This is a genomic window from Streptomyces sp. NPDC036764 (assembly GCF_055609385.1).
Genome location: NZ_JBVJPT010000015.1, coordinates 197197 through 217257 on the forward strand (window position 1 = coordinate 197197; position 20061 = coordinate 217257).

At 71.2% G+C, this 20061-nt stretch carries 20 protein-coding genes and 4 tRNA genes; 9 read left to right on the plus strand and 15 right to left on the minus strand.

The window, feature by feature from the left end; all coding sequences use genetic code 11:
* The first annotated feature begins 25 nt into the window (after positions 1 to 25).
* Both ACZ69Q_RS37930 and ACZ69Q_RS37935 read left to right on the plus strand, forming a co-directional pair.
* Entirely contained in the window at positions 26 to 1861 is a 1836-nt protein-coding gene (locus ACZ69Q_RS37930) for an HSP90 family protein (protein WP_471051312.1), read from the plus strand.
* Positions 1861 to 4791, plus strand: a complete 2931-nt coding sequence (locus tag ACZ69Q_RS37935) for a tetratricopeptide repeat protein (protein ID WP_471051315.1) — start codon at positions 1861 to 1863, stop codon at positions 4789 to 4791. The genes ACZ69Q_RS37930 and ACZ69Q_RS37935 overlap by 1 nt, the downstream gene beginning before the upstream one ends.
* 13 nt (positions 4792 to 4804) lie before the next feature.
* On the opposite strand, the gene ACZ69Q_RS37940 is transcribed toward ACZ69Q_RS37935, so the two are convergent.
* Positions 4805 to 6493, minus strand: a complete 1689-nt coding sequence (locus ACZ69Q_RS37940; protein ID WP_471051318.1) for a DAK2 domain-containing protein — start codon at positions 6491 to 6493, stop codon at positions 4805 to 4807.
* A 256-nt stretch (positions 6494 to 6749) separates the two neighbouring features.
* Between ACZ69Q_RS37940 and rpmB the strand changes: the two genes are divergently transcribed.
* A complete protein-coding gene (rpmB, locus tag ACZ69Q_RS37945; RefSeq protein WP_003993230.1) occupies positions 6750 to 6935 on the plus strand; it encodes a 50S ribosomal protein L28 in 186 nt (61 codons plus the stop codon).
* Positions 6936 to 7066: 131 nt separating this feature from the next.
* On the opposite strand, the gene thiD is transcribed toward rpmB, so the two are convergent.
* Positions 7067 to 7858: a bifunctional hydroxymethylpyrimidine kinase/phosphomethylpyrimidine kinase gene (gene thiD, locus ACZ69Q_RS37950; protein WP_471051321.1), complete on the minus strand. Its 792-nt coding sequence runs from the start codon at positions 7856 to 7858 to the stop codon at positions 7067 to 7069.
* Positions 7855 to 8823 carry a thiamine-phosphate kinase gene (locus ACZ69Q_RS37955; RefSeq protein ID WP_126395335.1) on the minus strand — a complete coding sequence of 323 codons (969 nt, stop codon included), beginning with the start codon at positions 8821 to 8823 and terminating at the stop codon, positions 7855 to 7857. The genes thiD and ACZ69Q_RS37955 overlap by 4 nt, the downstream gene beginning before the upstream one ends.
* A gap of 206 nt (positions 8824 to 9029) precedes the next feature.
* Here ACZ69Q_RS37955 and ACZ69Q_RS37960 point away from each other — a divergent pair, with 206 nt between their 5' ends.
* Both ACZ69Q_RS37960 and ACZ69Q_RS37965 read left to right on the plus strand, forming a co-directional pair.
* A complete protein-coding gene (locus ACZ69Q_RS37960; protein ID WP_030952852.1) occupies positions 9030 to 9263 on the plus strand; it encodes an Lrp/AsnC family transcriptional regulator in 234 nt (77 codons plus the stop codon).
* Positions 9264 to 9283: 20 nt separating this feature from the next.
* Entirely contained in the window at positions 9284 to 9793 is a 510-nt protein-coding gene (locus tag ACZ69Q_RS37965) for a DUF3515 domain-containing protein (protein ID WP_471051325.1), read from the plus strand.
* 15 nt (positions 9794 to 9808) lie between these two features.
* Here ACZ69Q_RS37965 and ACZ69Q_RS37970 read toward each other — a convergent pair whose 3' ends face one another.
* The 3 genes from ACZ69Q_RS37970 to ACZ69Q_RS37980 all read right to left on the minus strand — a co-directional run bounded on the left by ACZ69Q_RS37970 (position 9809) and on the right by ACZ69Q_RS37980 (position 12838).
* Positions 9809 to 10966 (minus strand): D-alanine--D-alanine ligase family protein, encoded by a 1158-nt coding sequence (locus tag ACZ69Q_RS37970; RefSeq protein ID WP_471051328.1) that lies wholly within the window; start codon positions 10964 to 10966, stop codon positions 9809 to 9811.
* A 70-nt stretch (positions 10967 to 11036) separates the two neighbouring features.
* Complete coding sequence (locus tag ACZ69Q_RS37975) at positions 11037 to 12047, minus strand: NAD(P)H-dependent glycerol-3-phosphate dehydrogenase (RefSeq protein WP_471051331.1); 1011 nt, start codon at positions 12045 to 12047, stop codon at positions 11037 to 11039.
* The gene (locus tag ACZ69Q_RS37980; RefSeq protein WP_471051335.1) at positions 12044 to 12838 is read right to left on the minus strand and encodes a lysophospholipid acyltransferase family protein; all 795 of its coding nucleotides are present in this window, start codon (positions 12836 to 12838) and stop codon (positions 12044 to 12046) included. Before ACZ69Q_RS37980 ends, ACZ69Q_RS37975 begins: the two co-directional genes overlap by 4 nt.
* A 170-nt stretch (positions 12839 to 13008) precedes the next feature.
* Here ACZ69Q_RS37980 and cofC point away from each other — a divergent pair, with 170 nt between their 5' ends.
* Entirely contained in the window at positions 13009 to 13647 is a 639-nt protein-coding gene (gene cofC, locus ACZ69Q_RS37985) for a 2-phospho-L-lactate guanylyltransferase (protein ID WP_471051338.1), read from the plus strand.
* An 88-nt stretch (positions 13648 to 13735) separates the two neighbouring features.
* Positions 13736 to 13939 carry a hypothetical protein gene (locus tag ACZ69Q_RS37990; protein WP_471051341.1) on the plus strand — a complete coding sequence of 68 codons (204 nt, stop codon included), beginning with the start codon at positions 13736 to 13738 and terminating at the stop codon, positions 13937 to 13939.
* Between the two features lie 82 nt (positions 13940 to 14021).
* Here the strand turns inward: ACZ69Q_RS37990 and ACZ69Q_RS37995 are convergent, their stop codons facing one another.
* The 4 genes from ACZ69Q_RS37995 to leuC form a co-directional block, all read right to left on the minus strand.
* Complete coding sequence (locus tag ACZ69Q_RS37995; protein ID WP_471051344.1) at positions 14022 to 14663, minus strand: HU family DNA-binding protein; 642 nt, start codon at positions 14661 to 14663, stop codon at positions 14022 to 14024.
* A 137-nt stretch (positions 14664 to 14800) separates the two neighbouring features.
* A complete protein-coding gene (locus ACZ69Q_RS38000; protein WP_217215076.1) occupies positions 14801 to 15031 on the minus strand; it encodes an SCO5555 family protein in 231 nt (76 codons plus the stop codon).
* Between the two features lie 266 nt (positions 15032 to 15297).
* Positions 15298 to 15891, minus strand: coding sequence for a 3-isopropylmalate dehydratase small subunit (gene leuD / locus ACZ69Q_RS38005; RefSeq protein ID WP_471051347.1), 594 nt, complete (start codon positions 15889 to 15891; stop codon positions 15298 to 15300).
* A gap of 6 nt (positions 15892 to 15897) precedes the next feature.
* Positions 15898 to 17328: a 3-isopropylmalate dehydratase large subunit gene (leuC, locus tag ACZ69Q_RS38010; protein ID WP_471051350.1), complete on the minus strand. Its 1431-nt coding sequence runs from the start codon at positions 17326 to 17328 to the stop codon at positions 15898 to 15900.
* A 201-nt stretch (positions 17329 to 17529) separates the two neighbouring features.
* Here leuC and ndgR point away from each other — a divergent pair, with 201 nt between their 5' ends.
* A complete protein-coding gene (gene ndgR, locus ACZ69Q_RS38015) occupies positions 17530 to 18246 on the plus strand; it encodes an IclR family transcriptional regulator NdgR (RefSeq protein ID WP_217215073.1) in 717 nt (238 codons plus the stop codon).
* A gap of 114 nt (positions 18247 to 18360) precedes the next feature.
* On the opposite strand, the gene ACZ69Q_RS38020 is transcribed toward ndgR, so the two are convergent.
* Positions 18361 to 18870, minus strand: coding sequence for a DUF4188 domain-containing protein (locus ACZ69Q_RS38020; RefSeq protein WP_471051353.1), 510 nt, complete (start codon positions 18868 to 18870; stop codon positions 18361 to 18363).
* A gap of 87 nt (positions 18871 to 18957) precedes the next feature.
* Between ACZ69Q_RS38020 and ACZ69Q_RS38025 the strand changes: the two genes are divergently transcribed.
* The gene (locus tag ACZ69Q_RS38025) at positions 18958 to 19602 is read left to right on the plus strand and encodes a MerR family transcriptional regulator (protein ID WP_471051356.1); all 645 of its coding nucleotides are present in this window, start codon (positions 18958 to 18960) and stop codon (positions 19600 to 19602) included.
* Between the two features lie 49 nt (positions 19603 to 19651).
* Here the strand turns inward: ACZ69Q_RS38025 and ACZ69Q_RS38030 are convergent.
* From ACZ69Q_RS38030 to ACZ69Q_RS38045, 4 genes are all read right to left on the minus strand, one after another.
* Positions 19652 to 19724, minus strand: a tRNA-Glu gene (locus ACZ69Q_RS38030).
* A 28-nt stretch (positions 19725 to 19752) separates the two neighbouring features.
* A tRNA-Gln gene (locus ACZ69Q_RS38035) sits at positions 19753 to 19824 on the minus strand.
* 20 nt (positions 19825 to 19844) lie between these two features.
* A tRNA-Glu gene (locus ACZ69Q_RS38040) sits at positions 19845 to 19917 on the minus strand.
* Positions 19918 to 19979: 62 nt separating this feature from the next.
* Positions 19980 to 20052: transfer RNA gene (locus ACZ69Q_RS38045), tRNA-Glu, on the minus strand.
* Between the last annotated feature and the right edge of the window lie 9 nt (positions 20053 to 20061).

Sequence of the window (20061 nt, forward strand, 5' to 3'; positions counted from 1 at the left end):
GAGACCCCCCAACGGCGCTGCGACGATGGACTCCCAGACCTCACAGTCATCCCAGGCCCCTCAGCCGTCCCAGTCACCTCATACGTTCCAGGTCGACCTGCGCGGTCTGGTGGACCTGCTCTCCCACCACCTCTACTCCAGTCCCAAGGTCTATCTGCGCGAGCTCCTGCAGAACGCCGTCGACGCCATCACCGCCAGACGCGCCGAGGAGCCGGGCGCGCCCGCGGTGGTGCGGCTGTACGCCGAGTCGGGCGCCCTGCGGGTGGAGGACTCCGGGATCGGGCTGACCGAGGCGGACGTGCACAACCTCCTCGCGACCATCGGGCGCAGCTCCAAGCGCGCGGAGGGACTTCAGGAGGCCCGGTCCGACTTCCTGGGGCAGTTCGGCATCGGCCTGCTGGCCTGTTTCGTGGTCGCCGAGCGGATCCGGGTGGTCAGCCGCAGCGCCCGCACGCCGGACGCGCCGCCCGTGGAGTGGACGGCGGCGGACGACGGTTCGTACACCGTGCGGACCCTGCCGGACGACGCCCGGCCCGAACCCGGCACCACCGTGCACCTCGTGGCGCGCGCCGGTGCCGCCGAGTGGCTGGCCGAGGACCGGGTCCTGTCGCTGGCGCGGGACTTCGGCTCGCTGCTGCCGTACGACGTCCGGGTCGGCGGCGAGGCGGTCACCGACCTTCCGGCGCCCTGGGACCGCTCGTACCCCTCCCCCGCCAACCGCCGGGTGGCGCTGGCCCGGCACTGTCAGGACCTGTTCGGCTTCACCCCGCTGGACTCGATCGAGCTGAACGTGCCGCTGGCCGGGATCCGCGGGGTGGCGTACGTCCTGCCGGCCGCGGTCAGCCCGGCCCAGCGGGCGGGTCATCGCGTCCACCTCAAGGGCATGCTGCTGACGGAGCGGGCCGAACAGCTCCTGCCCGACTGGGCGTTCTTCGTGCGCTGCGTCCTGGACACCGACAGCCTCAGGCCGACGGCCTCGCGCGAGGCGCTGTACGAGGACGAGACGCTGGCGGCCGTACGGGACGCGCTCGGGGAAAGGATCCGGTCCTGGCTGACGGGGCTCGCGGCCGGTGATCCGCAGCGGCTGGCGGCGTTCCTGTCCGTGCACCACCTGGGCGTGAAGTCCCTGGCGCGGCACGACAAGGAGATGCTGCGCACGATGCTGCCGTGGCTGCCGTTCGAGACGTCCGACGGGCAACTGTCCCTGGAGGAGTTCGCACAGCGGCACGCGGTGGTGCACTTCACGCGGACCGTGGAGGAGTACCGCCAGGTCGCGCCGATCGCCTCCGCGCAGGGCGTCGGGGTGATCAACGGCGGCTACACCTACGACAGCGAGCTGATCGAGGCACTGCCGTCGGTGCGGCCGGGGACGGTCGTCACCGAACTGGACGCGGACACCGTGACCGCCCATCTGGACGCGGTCGACCCGGCCGAGGAACTGGCCCTGTCGGGCTTCCTTGCCGCCGCGCGGGCGAAGCTGGACCCGCTGGGCTGTGACGTCGTCCTGCGGGCCTTCCATCCGCTGTCCGTGCCCGCGCTGCACCTGGACGACCGGGCCGCCCGGCACGAGCAGGCGCGGGCCGAGGCGGAGGAGCAGGCCGACGACCTGTGGGCGGGCATCCTCGGCTCGCTGCGCGGCAGCGCGCCCCGCGCGCGGCTGGTGCTGAACCACCTCAACCCGCTGATCCGGCGGATCGGTTCGCTTGGCGATCCGGAGCTGATCGGCACCGCGACGGAGTCCCTGTACGGGCAGGCCCTGCTGATGGCGCAGCGCCCGCTCAGGCCCGCCGACTCGGCGCTGCTGAACCGGGCCTTCATCGGTCTTCTGGAGTGGGCCACGAACGGCGAGGGAGGCCGCTGATGAGTGAGATCACCGACTTCGACTCGCTGCGCCGGGCCATGGCGGAGAACGGCGAGGAGCCGGAGGGTCCCGCCCGCAACGCGCGCGCGGAGCAGTTGCTCGCCGAGGCGGAGAAGCTGAACGTCCCGCTGGCCGTGATCGAGGCGCTCGGGCACCAGCTCAAGGTCTACAACTACAGCTCCGAGAAGGCCAAGATGTTCGTCCCCTTCGCGCGACTGCTGCGCATGTGGGACGAGCGGCCCGAGGACTTCGACGAGTACGAGACGCATTCGCTGCACTGGGTCTTCAAGTGGATGTCGTCCGGCATGCTCGACCAGCCGCACGTCCCGCTGGCCTCGATCGAGAAGTGGCTCGGCGAGATGGAGCACCGCTACCGGCTCGCCGGGCACTCCGAACGGGCGGTGCGCGGCGCCGAGTTCAGCGTGGCCGCGCACATCGGTGACGTGGCGCGGGCGGAGCGGGCGTACGGTGCCTGGCTGGCCGCCGACCGGGACGCCATGGCCGACTGCCACGCGTGCGAGCTGCACGGGCAGGGTTGGTGGCAGGCCGAGCGGGGGCGGGACGCCGAGGCGCTGCGGCTGTGGGGTCCGGTGCTGGAGGGCGAGTTCACCTGCGCCCACGAGCCGCACACGGTCCTCGCGTCCTCCCTGACGCCGCTGCTGCGCCTGGGCCGCGTGGACGAGGCCCGCGCCAACCATCTGCGGGGTTTCCGGCTCGTGCGGGCCATGGAGAGCATGCGCGGGGCGTACGCGGACCATGTGGAGTTCTGTGTGCTGACCGGCAACGAGGCGCGCGGCCTGGAGCTGCTCGCGGAGCGTCCGGCGTACTTCACGGACGACGGGCACCCGCGCAGCAAGCTGGAGTTCATGACGGTGGTGGCCCTGCTGATGGACCGCCTGAGCGTGCTCGGCCTGGGCGGTCAGCAGGTGCCCGGTCCGGCGGGCCGCACCTGGACCGCCCGCGAACTCGCCGCCCACGCGCGCGAGGAGGCCCTCGCCCTGGCCGGCCGCTTCGACGAGCGCAACGGCACGGCCCACATGAGCGAGCGGGCACGCGCGCGCATGGCACAGGAGCCCTTGGTGGAGCGGCTGCCCCTCGGAGTGCGTACGGCGGCCCGGCCGACGCCCCTCGTGCCCGCGCCGGCCGCGGCCGACTCCTCCGAGGACACCCGGCCCGACCTGCCGGCACTGATCGCCGAGGCACGGCGGCTGTCGGACACCCTCCAGCCGGGCGCCGTGGAGGCGTGGGCGGCCGTCTCGCGGGCCGCCGAGGGCGTCGAGCTGGACGCCCGTGACCGCGCGGAGATCGCCGACCACCGGGCGATGGACCTGGGCCCCGAGGGCATCTCCCTGTTCGAGGAGGCCGCCGGTCTTTACGCGGAGGCGGGCGACCCCGGGGAGGCGCTGGCGGCACGCGCGCGTGGTGCGTACGTGCGCGCCCTCACGGGCGAGGTGGACGAGGCCCTCGCGGCCATCGCCGACCTGTACGACGCGGCGCTCGCGCTGTACGCCGACGACGGCACCGGCGTGCGTCAGACGGCGGCCGTGCTGATGAGCCGGGCGCGGATCCTGATGCGGCGGGTGCACGAGGCCGAGGACGCGCTGCCGCAGGTCCTCGTGGCCGACGCCGGGACCGCCGCCCGTGAGGTGCTCGCGCTCGTCGACGGGCAGTCGGGGGACGACGTACGGCTCGCGTCGCGGATCGCGGAGGCGCAGGCCATGCTCGCGGAGCTGGCGGCGCTCGCGGGGGACGTGGAGGGGGCCGCGGAGCTGTTCGCGCGGGCCTCGGCGGCGTTCGTCGGGGCGGGACTGCCGTGGTTCGCGGTGGAGTACGAGGCCCGGCTGGCCGGGCTCGCGCACCATCTCGGCGACACGGCGGAGGCCGAGCGGGCGCTGCGGGCGGCCCTGGAGCACGGCGGGCCGCACCTGGAGGCGATGGGACGGGCCCAGCTCCACCTTCAGCTTGCCGAGGTGCTCGGCGGCCGGGGGCTGTCCGAGGAGGCCGCGGAACACGCCCTGGAGGCGGCGCACTGGGCCGACGAGGCGGGCGAGAGCCGCACGCTGGGCGCCTGGGCGCGGCATCAGCTCGGCGGGTTCCTGCTGCGGCAGGGACGGTTCGCCGAGGCCGCCGAGGTGCTGGAGTCGGCGCTGGGGGACCTGTCCGCCGAGACGCACGGCGACGGGGCGGTCGTCCAGACGCAGTGGTGGCTCGGCGACTGTCTGAGCGAGCTGGGCGAGCACCGGGCGGCGGCCGAACGCCGTCTGCAGGCCGCCGAGACCGCCCGGCACTGGCCCGAGCAGCACGACCACGCCACGCTCGCCCACCTCGCCGCCGAGTCCCTGGGCCATGCGGGCCTGCACGCCGAGGCGGACCGGGCGTACGCACGCGCGGGCGCGCTGTGGCGCTCCGTCGGCAACGTCCACGGTCTGGTCCGCTCGCTGCGTGCACGCGCGTGGCTGGCGCTGGGCGAGGACGACCGGGAGGACACCGCGTCCGAGCTGATGGCGAGCGCGGTCGAGGAGTGCCGGGCGGCGCTGGAGGCGTCAGACGACGAGGAGGCGCGCGAGCGCCTGGTCGCCGAACTCGGCCACACCCACCGCCAGTTCAGCGACCTGCTGGCGCGTTCCGCCGCGGAGGACGCCGAGGACGAGTCGATCCAGGGCGTGCTGGAGGAGGCCCTGTCCCAGGTGGCGCGGGCCGTCGAGGTGTTCGCCTCGCTCGGTGACGACGCCCTGCACAGCCGTACCGGCGCCGAGCTCGCCGCGGGCTGGCTGGAGGCCGACCTGAGCCGCCCGGCCGACGCGGCGGCACGCGCGCGTGCGGTGCTGGTGGCGTACGACGGTGCCGAAGAGGACGACGGGACGGCGCTGGAGCGGCGGGCGGAGGCACAGCAGATGCTTCAGGTGGTGCGGGAGCAGGACGGGGCGTAGGCCCCGGCCGGGCTCACTCCACGCCGATGAGCAGCACGGCCCCCTGCCGGCCGCCCCGGTACACGACCGTGTCGACGGCGAGGTAGGACTCACGCACGCGTGCTTCGAGGTGCTCGGCGATCGTCTCGGGCGCCTCGTCGCCGAGGACGAGGGTGACGAGTTCGCCGCCCGCGGAGAGCATGCGGTCGAGGACGCCCTCGGCGGTGACGGTGACGTCCGTGCCGATCACGGCGACGTCGCCGTCGATGAGGCCGAGGACGTCGCCGGCCTGGCAGATGCCGGCCATGGTCCAGGACTGGCGTTCGGCGACGGCGACCTCGGCGTAGCGGGTCGCGCCGGCCGCCGAGGTCATCGACACGACGTCCTCGTCGAAGCGGCGCTCCGGCTCGTGCACGGCGAGCGCGGCGATGCCCTGGACCGCGGAGCGGGTGGGGATCAGCGCCACGCGGATGCCCTCGGTGCGGGCCTGCTCGGCCGCGGCGGCCGCGGTGTGCCGCAGTTCGGCGTCGTTGGGCAGCAGCACGACCTCGCGCGCGTGGGCCCGCCGTACGGCCTCCACCAGCTCCCCGCTGGCCGGCGGCTCCCCGGGGCGCGCGAGGACGGTGGTCGCGCCGGCCTCGCCGTACAGCCCGGCCAGGCCCTCGCCGGGCACGACGGCGACGACGGCCCGCTGGACCCGCTCGCGGGGCAGCCGCTCGCCGGTGGTGTGCGCGTCACCGACCCCGAAGTGGGTGATCCTGATCCGGTACGGCCGTCCGGCCTCGACGCCGGCTTCCACGGCGGCCCCGGCGTCGTCGACGTGCACATGGACGTTCCACAGTCCGTCACCGCCGACGATCACGAGCGAGTCCCCGAGGCCGTCGAGCCGCTCCCGCAGTCGCGCCACGGCCGCGTCCTCGGCCTCCAGGAGGTAGATCACCTCGAAGGCGGGGCCGCCCGCGTCCACGACGTCGGCGCAGTCCTCGGCCTCGGTGAGCGAGACGCCCTCAGTGGCGACCGGGGCCGTGGCCGCAGCGCCCGCCACGCGCGCGTGCGCCCCGGCGACCGCGGGCACCGCCTCCCCCGTGAACGTCTCCACCAGCGCGCCCAGCACCGCCAGCAGGCCCCGCCCTCCGGCGTCGACCACTCCCGCGCGCTCCAGGACCGCAAGCTGTCCGGGCGTCGCGGCCAGCGCCGTACGCGCCCCTTCGTAGGCCGCCCGCGCGACCGCGCCGCAGTCGTCGCCGGCGGCACCGTGGGCCGCGTCGGCGGCGGCCGAGGCGACCGTGAGGACGGTGCCCTCGACGGGGTGGGCCACGGCCAGGCGGGCGGAGTCGGCGGCCCGCCGCAGGGCGAGGCGCAGACCGGATCCGTCGGTGTGAGCCGTCTCACCGTCGGCGAGCACCTGGGCCATGCCCCGCAGGAGCTGGGCGAGGATCGTGCCGGAGTTCCCGCGGGCGCCTATGAGAGCGCCGTGCGCCATGGCGCGGGCGGCGTCCGCGAGGGTGGGTTTGCCCACGTCGTAGGCGGTGAACACGGCCTCCACCGCGGCGACCGCCGACTCGACGGTCAGATACAGGTTCGTCCCGGTGTCCCCGTCGGCCACGGGATAGACGTTGATCGCGTCGATCTCCTCACGCGCGCGGCCGAGCGACTCCAGCGCGAGACCGCACCAGGTGCGCACCGCGAGAGCATCGAAGAATGTCTGCGGCACCTGCGCCACCTGCGCCTCCTTGAACGGCCGAACGTGGCACGCAGCGTAGACCCAGGGCCGGTGGGCGCCGGAAGAGGGCCGGGAGCAGACCCCTGAGCAGCCATGGTAGTTTCGTTCCACTGGCGCAGTCGTTGTATGCTGCTCCGGTTGCCCGATCCACATCGGGCCGTACCCCTGGCAACGCCACTCAGATCTCTGATCCTTGATCTTGATCCCGGCCTGCCGGGATCAACCGTAAGTGCATCTGAAGTCTTTGGAGTGACCCGTGGCTGCCAACTGCGACGTCTGCGGCAAGGGGCCGGGCTTCGGCAACAACATCTCGCACTCGCACCGCCGTACGTCCCGTCGCTGGAACCCGAACATCCAGCGCGTCCGTACCGTGGTCGGCGGGACGCCGAAGCGCGTGAACGCCTGCACCTCGTGCATCAAGGCCGGCAAGGTCTCGCGCTGACGCCCACAGCTTCGCGCGCGGCCACTGCTGGTTCGCTGCACTGAGCCGGTCCACCTCTGGTGGACCGGCTCTTTGCTGTGCCCGGCGACTGCCCAGCGAGGCCCAGCGGCTTCCCGCAGGCAGCCCGTGGGCTACGCGCCGTCGCGGAACCGCCACCCGTGATCCACGGGACCGATGCCCCCGCCCAGCGCGAACCCGGCCGCGATCGCCCCGGTGACGTACTCCTTCGCCGCCGCCACCGCCTCCGGCACGGCCAGCCCCTTCGCGAGCCCCGAGGCGATCGCCGAGGCGAGCGTGCAGCCCGTCCCGTGTGTGTGGCGGTTGTCGTGCCGGGGCGCCCGCAGCCAGTGCTCCGCGGAGCCGTCGGTGAGCAGATCCACGGCGTCGCCGGAGAGATGACCGCCCTTGATCAGCACCCAGCGCGGACCGTACGCCAGCACGGCCGCCGCGGCCTCACAAAGCTGCTCCTCGGACTCGACGTGCACGCCGGTCAGTTGCGCCACCTCGTCGAGGTTCGGCGTCGCCACGGTCGCCACGGGCAGCAGCTTCGTACGCACCGATTCCAGCGCGGACGACGCCAGCAGTGAGTCGCCGTGCTTGGAGACGCCGACGGGGTCGATCACGGCGGGCGCGTCGGTGCCGCCGATCAACTCCGCCACCGCCTCGACCAGTTCGGCCGAGGCGAGCATGCCCGTCTTGACCGCCTGGACGCCGATGTCGTCGACGACGCTGCGGTACTGCGCCCGCACCGCCTCCACCGGCAGCTCCCAGGCGCCCTGCACGCCGAGGGAGTTCTGGGCGGTGACCGCGGTGATCACGCTCATGCCGTGCACGCCGAGCGCGAGCATCGTCTTCAGGTCGGCCTGGATGCCCGCGCCCCCGCCGGAGTCGGAACCGGCCACAGTGAGGACGTTGGGGATCATGACTCGATGTCCCCGCCGAAGTGGTCCCAGCCGCCCTTCTTCGTCCACGGCGCCCCGTCCACCGTGACCTGGGGCAGCGCCGAGGGGTTGAGGACCTCGCCGATGACCTTCCAGCGGGCCGGCAGTTTCACGTCCGGCGGGAAGGTCGCCACGATCGCGTGGTCCTCTCCCCCGGTCAGCACCCACTGCATGGGGTCGACGCCGACGGCCTGCCCGATGTCGTTCATCTGCGTCGGGATGTCGATCGCGCCCGAGCGGATGTCGATCCGGACCTTGCTGGCCTCGGCGATGTGGCCGAGGTCGGCGATCAGCCCGTCGCTCACGTCGCACATCGCGGTCGCGCCGAGCCCGGCGGCGGCCGGACCCGCGTGATACGGCGGCTCGGGACGCCGGTGCGCCTCCACGAAGGCGCGCGGCGAGCGGAACCCCCGGGAGAGCACGGCGTATCCGGCCGCGGACCAGCCCAGCCAGCCGGTCACGGCGACGAGGTCGCCGGGCTGCGCGCCGGCCCGGGTGACGGGCTCCTGGTTGCGCAGATCGCCGAGCGCGGTGATCGACACCATGATCGTGTCACCGCGTACGACGTCACCGCCGACCACCGAGGCGCCCGCGACCTGGCACTCGTCGCGCAGTCCGTCCATCAGCTCGCTCGGCCAGGTCACCGGGAGTTCGGCCGGCACGACCAGGCCGAGCAGCAGCGCGGTCGGTACGGCGCCCATGGCGGCGATGTCCGCGAGATTCTGTGCGGCGGCCTTGCGGCCGACGTCGTAGGCCGTGGACCAGTCGCGGCGGAAGTGCCGTCCCTCCAGCAGGATGTCCGTGCTGGCGACCACCCTGCGGTCGGGCGCGGCCACCACCGCGGCGTCGTCGCCCGGGCCGACCCGGACCGCCGGGGTGGTGGTGAGACGGGAGGTGAGCTCCCTGATGAGCCCGAACTCCCCGAGCTCACCAACAGTGCCCTTCATTGCCCTTACGCCCCTTCTGTCCCAGTCCGCACCCGGTCGCGCGTCCCTACGGTGCTCGCTACGGTCGAGATGTACGTCAACTTCTGTCGCCCCCGCACCACGGCGCGGGGGCCCTGGCCATCGAGGGTCTCCCCGTGACGAGCGGGGACGCGATACCGTGGCGTTCCTTTTCCCCACATGATCCTCGTGGCCGCCCTGGAGGTTCCGTGGTACAGGCGTACATCCTGATCCAGACGGAGGTCGGCAAAGCGTCGACCGTCGCCGAGACGATCAGCAAGCTCCCTGGAGTCATCCAGGCCGAGGACGTCACCGGACCGTACGACGTCATCGTGCGCGCCCAAGCTGACACGGTCGACGACCTGGGTCGCATGGTGGTCGCCAAGGTCCAGCAAGTGGACGGCATCACGCGCACCCTGACCTGCCCGGTCGTACATCTGTAGCCCCCGTCTACCCTTGGCCGGTGAACTCTTTCCGTCACCGGCGCTTTGCTGTCATCGGGCTGCCCGCGTTCCTTCTGCTGGTCACCACCGCGGGCTGCTCATCAGCAGACGGCAGCGCGTCGGCGGCGGTTCCCAGCCCCGGTGCGAAGGCCACGAAGCTGTGCCAGAACCTCGACAAGGTACTGCCGGCCGAGGTGGACGGTGCCGACCGTGAGGATCCCTCGCCCGCGTCCACGCTGACCGCGGGCTGGGGAGACCCGGCGATCATACTGCGGTGCGGTGTCGTGCGACCGCCGAAGATGAGCGACCCCAAGGTGGCCGAGGGCCGGGACGACGACGCGGTGGCCGGTGGCGTGAACGGCGTCAGGTGGTTGATGGAGGAGGACGGCGACGGGGGGTACCGGTTCACCACCGCATTGCGTCGCGCGTATGTCGAGGTCACCGTGCCGGAGGGCCGGGACAGTTCGAGTGTGCTGATCGACCTGGCCTCGGCCGTCAAGAAGGCGATCCCCGAAGGGATCGCCGACTGACCACCGCGGTGGCTCCTACCTGAGTCCGGTCGAGCGCCGCAGCGCCGCCTCGATCAGCCGGTCCACCAGGTCCGGGTAGCTGATCCCGCTCGCCTGCCACATCTGCGGGTACATAGAGATCGGCGTGAATCCGGGCATCGTGTTGATCTCGTTGATCACGAACTCCCCGTCCTCGGTGAGGAAGAAGTCCGCGCGCACCAGGCCCTCGCAGGAGGCCGCCTCGAAGGCGTCGACGGCCAGGCGCTGCACCTCGGCCGTCTCCTCGGGCGTCAGCGGCGCCGGCACGATGCCGGGCGTGGAGTCGATGTACTTGGCCTCGAAGTCGTAGTAGGCGTGCGCGTCCGGCGGCGGGATCTCCGCCGGGACGGAGGCGCGCGGGCCGTCCTCGAACTCCAGCACCCCGCACTCGATCTCGCGGCCGCGCAGTGCCGCCTCGACGAGGATCTTCGGGTCGTGCCGCTGCGCCTCGGCGATCGCCTCGTCCAGGCCGGACAGGTCCTCGACCTTGGTGATGCCGATCGACGAGCCCGCCCGCGCGGGCTTCACGAAGAGCGGCCAGCCGTGGTCGCCGGCGAGGTCGATGATCTTCTTGCGGGCGGCGGACTCGTCCTGCTCCCACTCGCGCGGCCGGATCACCACGTAGGGGCCCACCTTGAGCCCGAAGGAGGTGAAAACCCGCTTCATGTACTCCTTGTCCTGGCCGACGGCCGAGGCCAGCACGCCGGAGCCGACGTAGGGCACCCCGGAGAGCTCCAGCAGGCCCTGGAGGGTGCCGTCCTCGCCGTAGGGCCCGTGCAGCACCGGGAAGACCACGTCGATCTCGCCCAGTGCCTTGGGCACCGATCCAGGCTCGGCGTAGACGACTTCGCGGTTCGCCGGGTCGACGGGGAGCACCACGCCGCCCTCGCTGGAGTCGGCCAACTGCTCGACGTTGGGCGTGCGGCGCTCGGTGATCGCCATGCGTTCCGGGTCGTCGGCGGTGAGCACCCAGCGGCCACTCTGCGTGATGCCGATCGGCAGGACGTCGTACTTCGTCCGGTCGATCGCGCGCAGTACGGCGCCGGCGGTGACCATGGAGATCCCGTGCTCGGAGCTGCGGCCGCCGAACACGACGGCCACACGCGGCTTGCGCTGCGGCTGGACTGGGCTCTGGGGGAGGTTCTCGGTGCTCATATCGCGATGAGCGTACCCGCCCGTAGGGTCCGAGTCAGCGTCCGGAGGGTGGCGTTCCGCCCGGCGTCGCTCAGCGTCGCTCGGGCTTGGCGCTGCGCGACATCAGCTCCTTGAGGGCGACGACCGGCGGCTTGCCCTCGTGCACGATCCCGACGACCGTCTCCGTGATCGGCATGTCGACGCCGTGCCGACGGGCCAGATCCAGCACGGACTCGCAGGACTTGACGCCCTCGGCGGTCTGCTTGGTGACCGCGATGGTCTCCTGGAGGGTCATGCCCTTGCCGAGGTTGGTGCCGAAGGTGTGGTTGCGCGAGAGCGGCGAGGAGCAGGTCGCCACCAGGTCGCCGAGGCCGGCGAGGCCGGAGAACGTCAGGGGGTCGGCGCCCAGCGCGACCCCGAGCCGGGTCGTCTCGGCGAGGCCGCGGGTGATGAGCGAGCCCTTGGCGTTGTCGCCGAGGCCCATGCCGTCCGCGATGCCGACGGCGAGGCCGATGACGTTCTTCACGGCACCGCCCAGTTCGCAACCCACCACGTCCGTATTGGTGTACGGGCGGAAGTACGGCGTGTGGCTGGCGGCCTGCAGGCGCTGGGCGACGGACTCGTCGGTGCAGGCCACGACGGCCGCGGCGGGCATGCGGGAGGCGATCTCACGGGCCAGGTTGGGCCCGGTGACCACGGCGATGCGGTCGTGGCCGACCTTCGCCACGTCCTCGATCACCTCGCTCATCCGCATGGTGGTGCCGAGTTCGACGCCCTTCATCAGCGACACCAGGACGGTGCCCGGCGCCAGCATCGGGGTCCACTCGGCGAGGTTGGCGCGCAGGGTCTGGGAGGGGACGGACAGCACCGTGAAGTCGGCGCCGGCCATGGCCTCGGCGGGGTCGGTGGTGGCCCGGATGCCCTGCGGGAGCTCGACGCCGGGGAAGTAGTCGGGGTTCGTGCGGGCCGAGTTGATGGCGTCGGCGACCTCGGGACGGCGGGCCCACAGGGTGACTTCGCAGCCGGCGTCGGCGAGGACGATGCCGAAGGCCGTGCCCCACGAACCGGCACTCAGGACTGCCGCCTTGACGGGCTTGCTCACGTGCCCTGCCCCTCTTCCTGCTCGGCCTTCGTCTGCCGGTTGTTCTGCGCGTTGTTCTGCGCGGCGGTCCTGCGGCGCTGCTCGATGCGCTCCCGGCGCGGGTCGTACGTCGTGCCGGGCGCCTTCTCGCCGCGAATCTCCTCGAGCTGGCGGGTGATGGCGGCCATGATGACCTCGGTCGCCTCCTTGAGGAGGTCCGGGGTCATCTCCTTGTCGTAGAAGCCCGTCAGATCCACCGGCGGGCCCGCGAGCACCTGGTGGGTCTTGCGCGGAAGGATGTTGAGCTTCTTGGCGTAGGGGGGCAGCAGCTCGTTGGCGCCCCACTGCGCGACCGGGATCACCGGGCACTTGGTCTGCAGGGCCACGCGCGCGGCGCCGGTCTTGCCGGTCATGGGCCACTGGTCGGGGTCCCGGGTGATGGTGCCCTCCGGGTAGAAGGCGACGCATTCGCCCCGCTCCACGGCGTCGATCGCGGCCCGGAACGCGCTCAGCGCGTCCGTGGTCTCCCGGTAGACGGGGATCTGCCCGGTGCCGCGCATCGCGGCGCCGACGAACCCCTTCTTGAAAAGCCCGCTCTTTGCCAGGAATCGCGGAACCCGGCCGGTGTTGTACTGAAAGTGCGCGTACGCGAAGGGATCGATGTGCGAATTGTGGTTCACCGCGGTGATAAATCCACCCTCGGCCGGAATGTGCTCCATTCCACGCCAGTCCCGCTTGATCAGAACCACCAGCGGCGGTTTGCAGAGCACCGCGGCGAAGCGGTACCAGAAGCCGATTCTGCGGCGGGGCACGCGTGCACCTTCCTCTAGGGATCGAACGACATCGGGCCTGGGGGCCGCACAAGTGTCGCCCCAGGCCGCCGGTCTGTCGAGAACACCGTACGCCTCGCGGCTGCAACCGCCAGATGGCCCTGGTGACGGCTGAGTGACAATGACCGCGACTAGAGAGGGACGGAACGCCAGTGCAGTGGACCTTGGTCGTACCCCTGAAGCCCTTGGCTCGGGCGAAGAGCAGGCTGTCGGACACCGCGGCGGACGCACTGCGCCCGGGCCTGGCACTCGCCTTCGCCCTGGACACCGTGGCCGCGGCGCTGGCCTGCCCGGCGGTGAAGGATGTGGCCGTCGTCACGGACGATGCCCTGGCCGGGCGCGAGCTGGGCGCACTTGGCGCGCACATCGTCCCCGACGAGCCCGGCGGCGGCCTGAACGCCGCGCTGGCGCACGCGGCGGCGGTCGTACGCGCGTCCCGCCCGGAAACGCCCGTCGCCGCCCTGAACGCCGACCTTCCCGCGCTGCGCCCGCTGGAATTGGCCCGGGTAATGGACTCGGCGGCGGAATTCCCACGCGCTTTTCTCCCCGATGCGGCGGCCATCGGCACCACATTGCTGACGGCTGCCCCCGGCCATGAATTGCGCCCCGCATTCGGCGGGGATTCGCGGGCCCGGCACCGCGCCTCGGGTGCCACGGAACTCGACCTCGACGACGTGGATTCGGTACGCCAGGACGTGGACACCGGCGCCGATCTGAGAGCCGCACTGGCCCTGGGCGTGGGCCCGCGAACGGCGACAGCGGCCGCACGGCTGCTGATCAAGGAACCGTAGCGGCCACGCCCTTCAGGGGCGCGGGGAACCGCGCGACCGGCCCCGAACGGCGCCGCGGCCGAACCACAACCCGGCATAGGCTGACCCCATGCAGGCCACCTCGTACACCTACGACGCCGAAACCCGTACCGGCAGCGTCCTCCTGGACGACGGCACCCCGGTCCCCTTCGACGCCCCGGCCTTCGACGCCGGCGGCCTGCGGCTGCTGCGCCCCGGGCAACGGGTCCGCATCGAGACGGAGGGCGAGGGCGGGTCCCTGCGCATCACGCTGGTGACGTTGCAGACCTTCTAAGCCCGGCACCGGGCGCCTGAACACGCCGCGGGCCGGACTCCGTGCGGAGTCCGGCCCGGCGCGTGAGTGCCCCTGTGCGGTCCTACCTGCTGCGCGTGGTCCTCTTGGCGGTGGACTTGCGCGCCGTCGACTTCTTGGCCGGGGCCTTCTTGGCGGTGGCCTTCTTCGCCGGGGCCTTCTTCGCCGTCGCCTTCTTGGCGGTGGCCTTCTTCGCCGCGGTGGTCTTCTTGGCGGCGGCCGTGGTCTTCTTGGCCGTCGTCTTCTTCGCGGTGGTCTTCTTGGCGGCGGCCGTCGTCTTCTTGGCCGTCGTCTTCTTCGCGGTCACCTTCTTCGCGGCCGCCTTGGTGGTCTTCTTCGCGGCGGCCTTCTTGACCGTCGCCGAGGCACCACCGGTCAGGCTGCCCTTGGGCGCCTTCTTGACGGCGACCTCGCCGCCCCGCGGGAGCTTCTTCGAGCCGCTCACCAGGTCCTTGAAGCCCTGACCCGCACGGAAGCGCGGAACGGAGGTCTTCTTGACCCGAACCCGCTCGCCCGTCTGAGGGTTACGGGCGTACCGAGCCGGACGGTCGACCTTCTCGAACGAACCGAAGCCGGTGACCGAGACCCGCTCACCCGAGACGACCGCGCGGACGATCGCGTCCAGTACGTGGTCGACAGCATCGGCGGCCTGCTGGCGGCCGCCCATCTTGTCGGCAATCGCTTCTACGAGCTGCGCCTTGTTCACGTCTTCCCCTTCGGAGACATCGCCAGAACGAAAGTGTTCAAGCTTTTTCGCACGTTAGGCAGATATATACCGCAAATCAAACACGAAACGGGCTAATCACCCTTGTGCCGCAACAGACTCGACTGTCTCGAAGGTGTTCAGCGTTCCTCTTCGGGGAATCGCCCCGCGTCGAGATCCGCCATGAACCGCTCCAGACGCCTTGTCGCTTCGGCGACGTCGTGCTTGGCCGCGGCCGTAATGACCAGCAGCTTCCGGGTCAGCGCCATCCGTACGCCCTCCGGGACTTGCAGTGCGCGCACTCTTGCGTGCGCTTCCTTCAGTTGGTCCGCGACTGCCGCATAGAGCTCGAGTTGGCCGTCGTGTTCCATGCACAGATTGTGCCATCTGGGGCGAGTTGTCGCCTGCCAGGGGTGTAACTCCGGCCTCAAATGGCCTTCCGGGCACTTGCGGAAGTCACCGCCGCACCACTCGCGTACCCCGGCAACACCCGCCCTAACGTGGGAAGTTGAGCGGGGCACGCACCCAGCACAGGACCGTTCGGGTGCAGACATGCCAGTACCCCCGATCGGGCTGATCGGGGGTACTGGGTGGGTGTTTTCGGTGTCCGAAAGTCGCCTTGTGCGCGACTCTCGGGTCAGATCTGGAGCGTGCGCGGCTTGAACGACGGCCGCTTCGCCTCGTAGGCGGCGATGTCGTCCTCGTTCCTCAGGGTGATCGAGATGTCGTCGAGGCCGTTCAGCAGCCGCCAGCGGGAGTTCTCGTCCAGCTCGAAGGGAGCCGTGATGCCCTCGGCGCGCACCTCGCGGGCCTCCAGGTCGACCGTGACCTCGGCCTGCGGGTCCCTCTCGGTGAGCTCCCACAGCGCGTCCACGATCTTCTGCTCCAGAACCACCGTGAGCAGGCCGTTCTTGAGCGAGTTACCGCGGAAGATGTCCGCGAAGCGCGAGGAGATGACGGCCTTGAAACCGTAGTTCTGCAGCGCCCAGACCGCGTGCTCACGGGACGAGCCGGTGCCGAAGTCGGGGCCGGCGACCAGCACGGTGGCGCCCTCGCGCTCGGGCCGGTTGAGGACGAACTCCGGGTCCTTGCGCCAGGCCTCGAACAGCCCGTCCTCGAACCCGTCCCGGGTCACCTTCTTGAGCCAGTGAGCAGGGATGATCTGGTCGGTGTCGACATTGGAGCGGCGCAGCGGAACGGCCCGGCCGGTGTGCTTGGTGAATGCTTCCATGACTTCTCAGACTCCAGCGGGCGTACGGGTCTCGGCGTCGGACAGGTCGGCCGGGGAAGCCAGGTGGCCCAGGACCGCGGTGGCCGCCGCGACCTGCGGCGACACCAGGTGCGTGCGGCCGCCCTTGCCCTGCCGCCCCTCGAAGTTGCGGTTGGACGTGGACGCGGAGCGCTCACCGGGGGCGAGCTGGTCCGGGTTCATGCCCAGACACATCGAGCAGCCCGCGTGCCGCCATTCGGCGCCGGCGTCCTTGAAGACGACGTCCAGGCCCTCGGAAACGGCCTGCAGACCGACCCGCGCGGAGCCGGGCACGACCAGCATCCGTACGCCGTCGGCGACTTTGCGGCCCTTCACGAGCTCGGCGGCGGCGCGCAGGTCCTCGATACGACCGTTGGTGCAGGAGCCTACGAAGACGGTGTCCACCTTGATGGAACGCAGCGGCTGACCGGCCTCCAACCCCATGTATTCCAGGGCCTTTTCGGCGGCGAGGCGCTCCGAAGCGTCTTCGTACGAAGCAGGATCGGGGACCGATGCCGAAAGCGGCGCGCCCTGGCCCGGGTTGGTGCCCCAGGTGACGAACGGCGACAGCTCGGCGGCCTCGATGACGACCTCGGCGTCGAACTCGGCGTCCGCGTCCGTCTTCAGCGTCTTCCAGTACGCGACGGCGGCGTCCCAGTCCTCGCCCTTGGGCGCGTGCGGGCGGCCCTCGAGGTAGTCGAAGGTGGTCTGGTCGGGGGCGATCATGCCCGCGCGGGCACCGGCCTCGATCGACATGTTGCAGATGGTCATCCGGGCCTCCATCGAGAGCTTCTCGATGGCCTCGCCGCGGTACTCCAGGACGTAGCCCTGGCCGCCGCCCGTACCGATCCGGGCGATGATCGCCAGGATCAGGTCCTTGGCGGTGACGGCCTCGGGCAGCTCGCCGTTGACCGTGATGGCCATGGTCTTCGGGCGGGCCATGGGCAGCGTCTGGGTGGCCAGCACGTGCTCGACCTGGGAGGTGCCGATGCCGAACGCCAGACCGCCGAAGGCGCCGTGCGTGGAGGTGTGGGAGTCACCGCAGACCACGGTCATGCCCGGCTGGGTCAGGCCGAGCTGCGGGCCGACGACGTGCACGACGCCCTGCTCGACGTCGCCCAGCGGGTGCAGCCGCACCCCGAACTCGGCGGCGTTCTTGCGCAGCGTCTCGAGCTGGACGCGGGAGACCGGGTCCGCGATGGGCTTGTCGATGTCGAGGGTCGGGGTGTTGTGGTCCTCGGTGGCGATGGTCAGGTCGAGCCGGCGCACCCGGCGACCGCTCTTGCGGAGGCCGTCGAAGGCCTGCGGGCTGGTCACCTCGTGCAGCAGGTGCAGATCGATGAAGAGGAGGTCGGGCTCGCCCTCGGCGCGCCGGACGACATGGTCGTCCCAGACCTTCTCCGCGAGTGTCCTACCCATCGCTTTCCCTTCGGCCGGTATACGGTCCACCGGCCCAACTAGAGATCTTGAGAAGGCGACCGCCGCCCGCGCCCCTGCTTCCGGGCGTCCGCCGCCAGGCCCGTTCTGTTCACGGGCCGCTCTGCCTTCGTTCTTCCAGAGTGGCGCGTTCCACGGAAAATTGAACTTGCGTTTCACAGAGTGAGACGCGAGTATCGTTTCATGGACAACAGTAGCGGCGTCGGCGTTCTGGACAAGGCAGCCCTTGTCCTGAGCGCCCTGGAGTCCGGTCCGGCCACCCTCGCAGGGCTCGTCTCGGCCACCGGATTGGCACGACCCACGGCTCATCGGCTGGCCGTGGCTCTGGAACACCACCGCATGGTGGCGCGTGACATGCAGGGCAGGTTCATTCTGGGCCCCCGCCTCGCGGAACTGGCCGCGGCGGCCGGTGAGGACCGCCTCCTCGCCACGGCGGGCCCGGTCCTCACCCACCTCCGTGACGTCACCGGCGAGAGCGCGCAGCTCTACCGCCGCCAGGGCGACATGCGTATCTGCGTCGCCGCGGCGGAACGCCTGTCCGGTCTTCGGGACACGGTCCCGGTCGGCTCGACGCTCACGATGAAGGCCGGTTCGTCGGCGCAGATCCTCATGGCCTGGGAGGAGCCGGAGCGCCTGCACCGCGGCCTCCAGGGCGCCCGCTTCACGGCCACCGCGCTCTCCGGTGTACGACGCCGGGGCTGGGCCCAGTCGATCGGCGAGCGCGAGCCGGGCGTCGCGTCCGTCTCCGCGCCCGTGCGCGGCCCCTCGAACCGCGTCGTGGCCGCCGTCTCGGTCTCCGGCCCCATCGAGCGCCTCAGCCGCCACCCGGGCCGTATGCACGCCCAGGCGGTCATCGACGCCGCGGCCCGCCTCTCGGAGGCCCTGCGCCGCACAGGCTGACGGCGCCGGCAATGCCGTAGTCCCGTCGGTGAAGGACCGGCCTCAACGCCGCGGCAGGTCCTTCACCGACGGGACGGTGGCCCACCCCGGGGGCGGACGCAGTCCCCCGCGCCCCTAGGAAGCCGCGCTCCCGGACCTGTGAGCGAACCGGTCCTTCGCATACCGCCCCCGCCGCTCGACCGGCACCTGCCCGTGCGCCGCCGCCAGCCCGAACGCCGGCATGTCCGAGTAGATCGACTCGTACGACCCCTCCGGCACGACGTACGTCTCGTGCCACATCCCCACGTGCTGCCGGACCTTCCCCGCCTTCTCCTTGCGGTTGAAGATCGCCCACGCCCGGCGGTGGAGCATGTCCGACGCGTGCGCGTAGGCGTAGAGCTTCTCCTTCGACTCCCAGTACTGGACGACGTAGAACGTCCGCGGCGAGGCCGTCAGCAGTACATGGCCGAGCAGGCCGAGCTCGGGCGCCCTCCCCAGCTCGCGCAGCATCCGCGGCATGGCCACCGCCACCGGCAGCCAGTGATGCACGGCCCAGAAGTGGTTGATGCGCATCCCGATCAACAGGACGACCACATCGCCCTCGGTGTCCGCGGTGGTGCCTCCCGGTACCGGCTTGGCGAACATGCGGTCCCTGCCTCCCCTGTCGGATAGCGGCACTATCCTTGCGAGTGATGCTTGGATAGTGACACTCCCCAATGAAGGGCGCAAGAGATGCGGCTGGCTGAACTGAGCGAGCACAGCGGGGTGTCCACCTCGACGATCAAGTACTACCTGCGCGAAGGACTGTTGGCCCCTGGCCGGCAGATCAACACGACCACGGCCGAGTACGACGAGGAGCACCTGCGCCGGCTGCGGCTGATCCGCGCGATGATCCAGGTCGGCCGGGTGCCGGTGGCGACCGTCAAGGAGGTGCTGGGGCATGTGGACGACGACTCCCTGCCCCGCGCGATGCGCCTGGGCGCGGCGGTGTGGGCGCTGCCGCAGATTCCGGAGCCGGACGAGGACGACGAGTACATCCGGGCCGCACACCAGGAGGTCGGCACGCTCCTGGACCGGCTCGGCTGGGAGAACGCCAAGCAGCTCACGACCGTCTCCCCCGCGTACCGCTCACTGGTGGTGGCGGTGGCCGCGTTCCGCCGGCTCGGCTACGACTGGGGGGCCGAACTGCTCGCGCCGTACGCCGAGTTGATGCACCGGACAGCAGTCCTCGACCTGGACAACATGGAGACGCACCCCTCGGAGGAGGAGCGGGTCGAGTGGGCGGTCCTGGGGGCGATCATCAACGAGCCGATCCTGCAGGCGCTGCACCGCCTCGCCCAGGAGGAGGAGACGACGCGGCGGTACGGCTTCGAGTAACCGGCAGCACGACGAAGGCCCTCCGCCGAAGCGAAGGGCCTTGTCTCTGTACCCCCGACCGGATTCGAACCGGCGCTACCGCCTTGAGAGGGCGGCGTGCTAGGCCGCTACACAACGGGGGCATGGATCTTACGTTTCCGCAGATCCGAGCTGGTCTACCTGGACTCGAACCAAGACTAACTGAACCAGAATCAGTCGTGCTGCCAATTACACCATAGACCAATGTGGTTTAGACCAGTTCGTACCCCCGACCGGATTCGAACCGGCGCTACCGCCTTGAGAGGGCGGCGTGCTAGGCCGCTACACAACGGGGGCCCTAGCGATCCTGCATCGAGATCGGCGGGAGCTACCCGAACCGTCCTCGCGGGAAGGATCTGTACCCCCGACCGGATTCGAACCGGCGCTACTGCCTTGAGAGGGCAGCGTGCTAGGCCGCTACACAACGGGGGCTTTGCAGAT

Excerpts from the sequence above, each read along its gene's own strand:
- ACZ69Q_RS37930 (WP_471051312.1), top strand. The coding sequence starts at position 26 with ATGGACTCCCAGACCTCACAGTCATCCCAGGCCCCTCAGCCGTCCCAG.
- ACZ69Q_RS37935 (WP_471051315.1), top strand. The coding sequence starts at position 1,861 with ATGAGTGAGATCACCGACTTCGACTCGCTGCGCCGGGCCATGGCGGAG.
- thiD (WP_471051321.1), bottom strand. The coding sequence starts at position 7,858 with ATGATCCCCAACGTCCTCACTGTGGCCGGTTCCGACTCCGGCGGGGGC.
- ACZ69Q_RS37955 (WP_126395335.1), bottom strand. The coding sequence starts at position 8,823 with ATGAAGGGCACTGTTGGTGAGCTCGGGGAGTTCGGGCTCATCAGGGAG.
- ACZ69Q_RS37970 (WP_471051328.1), bottom strand. The coding sequence starts at position 10,966 with ATGAGCACCGAGAACCTCCCCCAGAGCCCAGTCCAGCCGCAGCGCAAG.
- ACZ69Q_RS37990 (WP_471051341.1), top strand. The coding sequence starts at position 13,736 with ATGCAGGCCACCTCGTACACCTACGACGCCGAAACCCGTACCGGCAGC.
- ACZ69Q_RS38000 (WP_217215076.1), bottom strand. The coding sequence starts at position 15,031 with ATGGAACACGACGGCCAACTCGAGCTCTATGCGGCAGTCGCGGACCAA.
- leuD (WP_471051347.1), bottom strand. The coding sequence starts at position 15,891 with ATGGAAGCATTCACCAAGCACACCGGCCGGGCCGTTCCGCTGCGCCGC.
- leuC (WP_471051350.1), bottom strand. The coding sequence starts at position 17,328 with ATGGGTAGGACACTCGCGGAGAAGGTCTGGGACGACCATGTCGTCCGG.
- ndgR (WP_217215073.1), top strand. The coding sequence starts at position 17,530 with ATGGACAACAGTAGCGGCGTCGGCGTTCTGGACAAGGCAGCCCTTGTC.
- ACZ69Q_RS38020 (WP_471051353.1), bottom strand. The coding sequence starts at position 18,870 with ATGTTCGCCAAGCCGGTACCGGGAGGCACCACCGCGGACACCGAGGGC.
- ACZ69Q_RS38025 (WP_471051356.1), top strand. The coding sequence starts at position 18,958 with ATGCGGCTGGCTGAACTGAGCGAGCACAGCGGGGTGTCCACCTCGACG.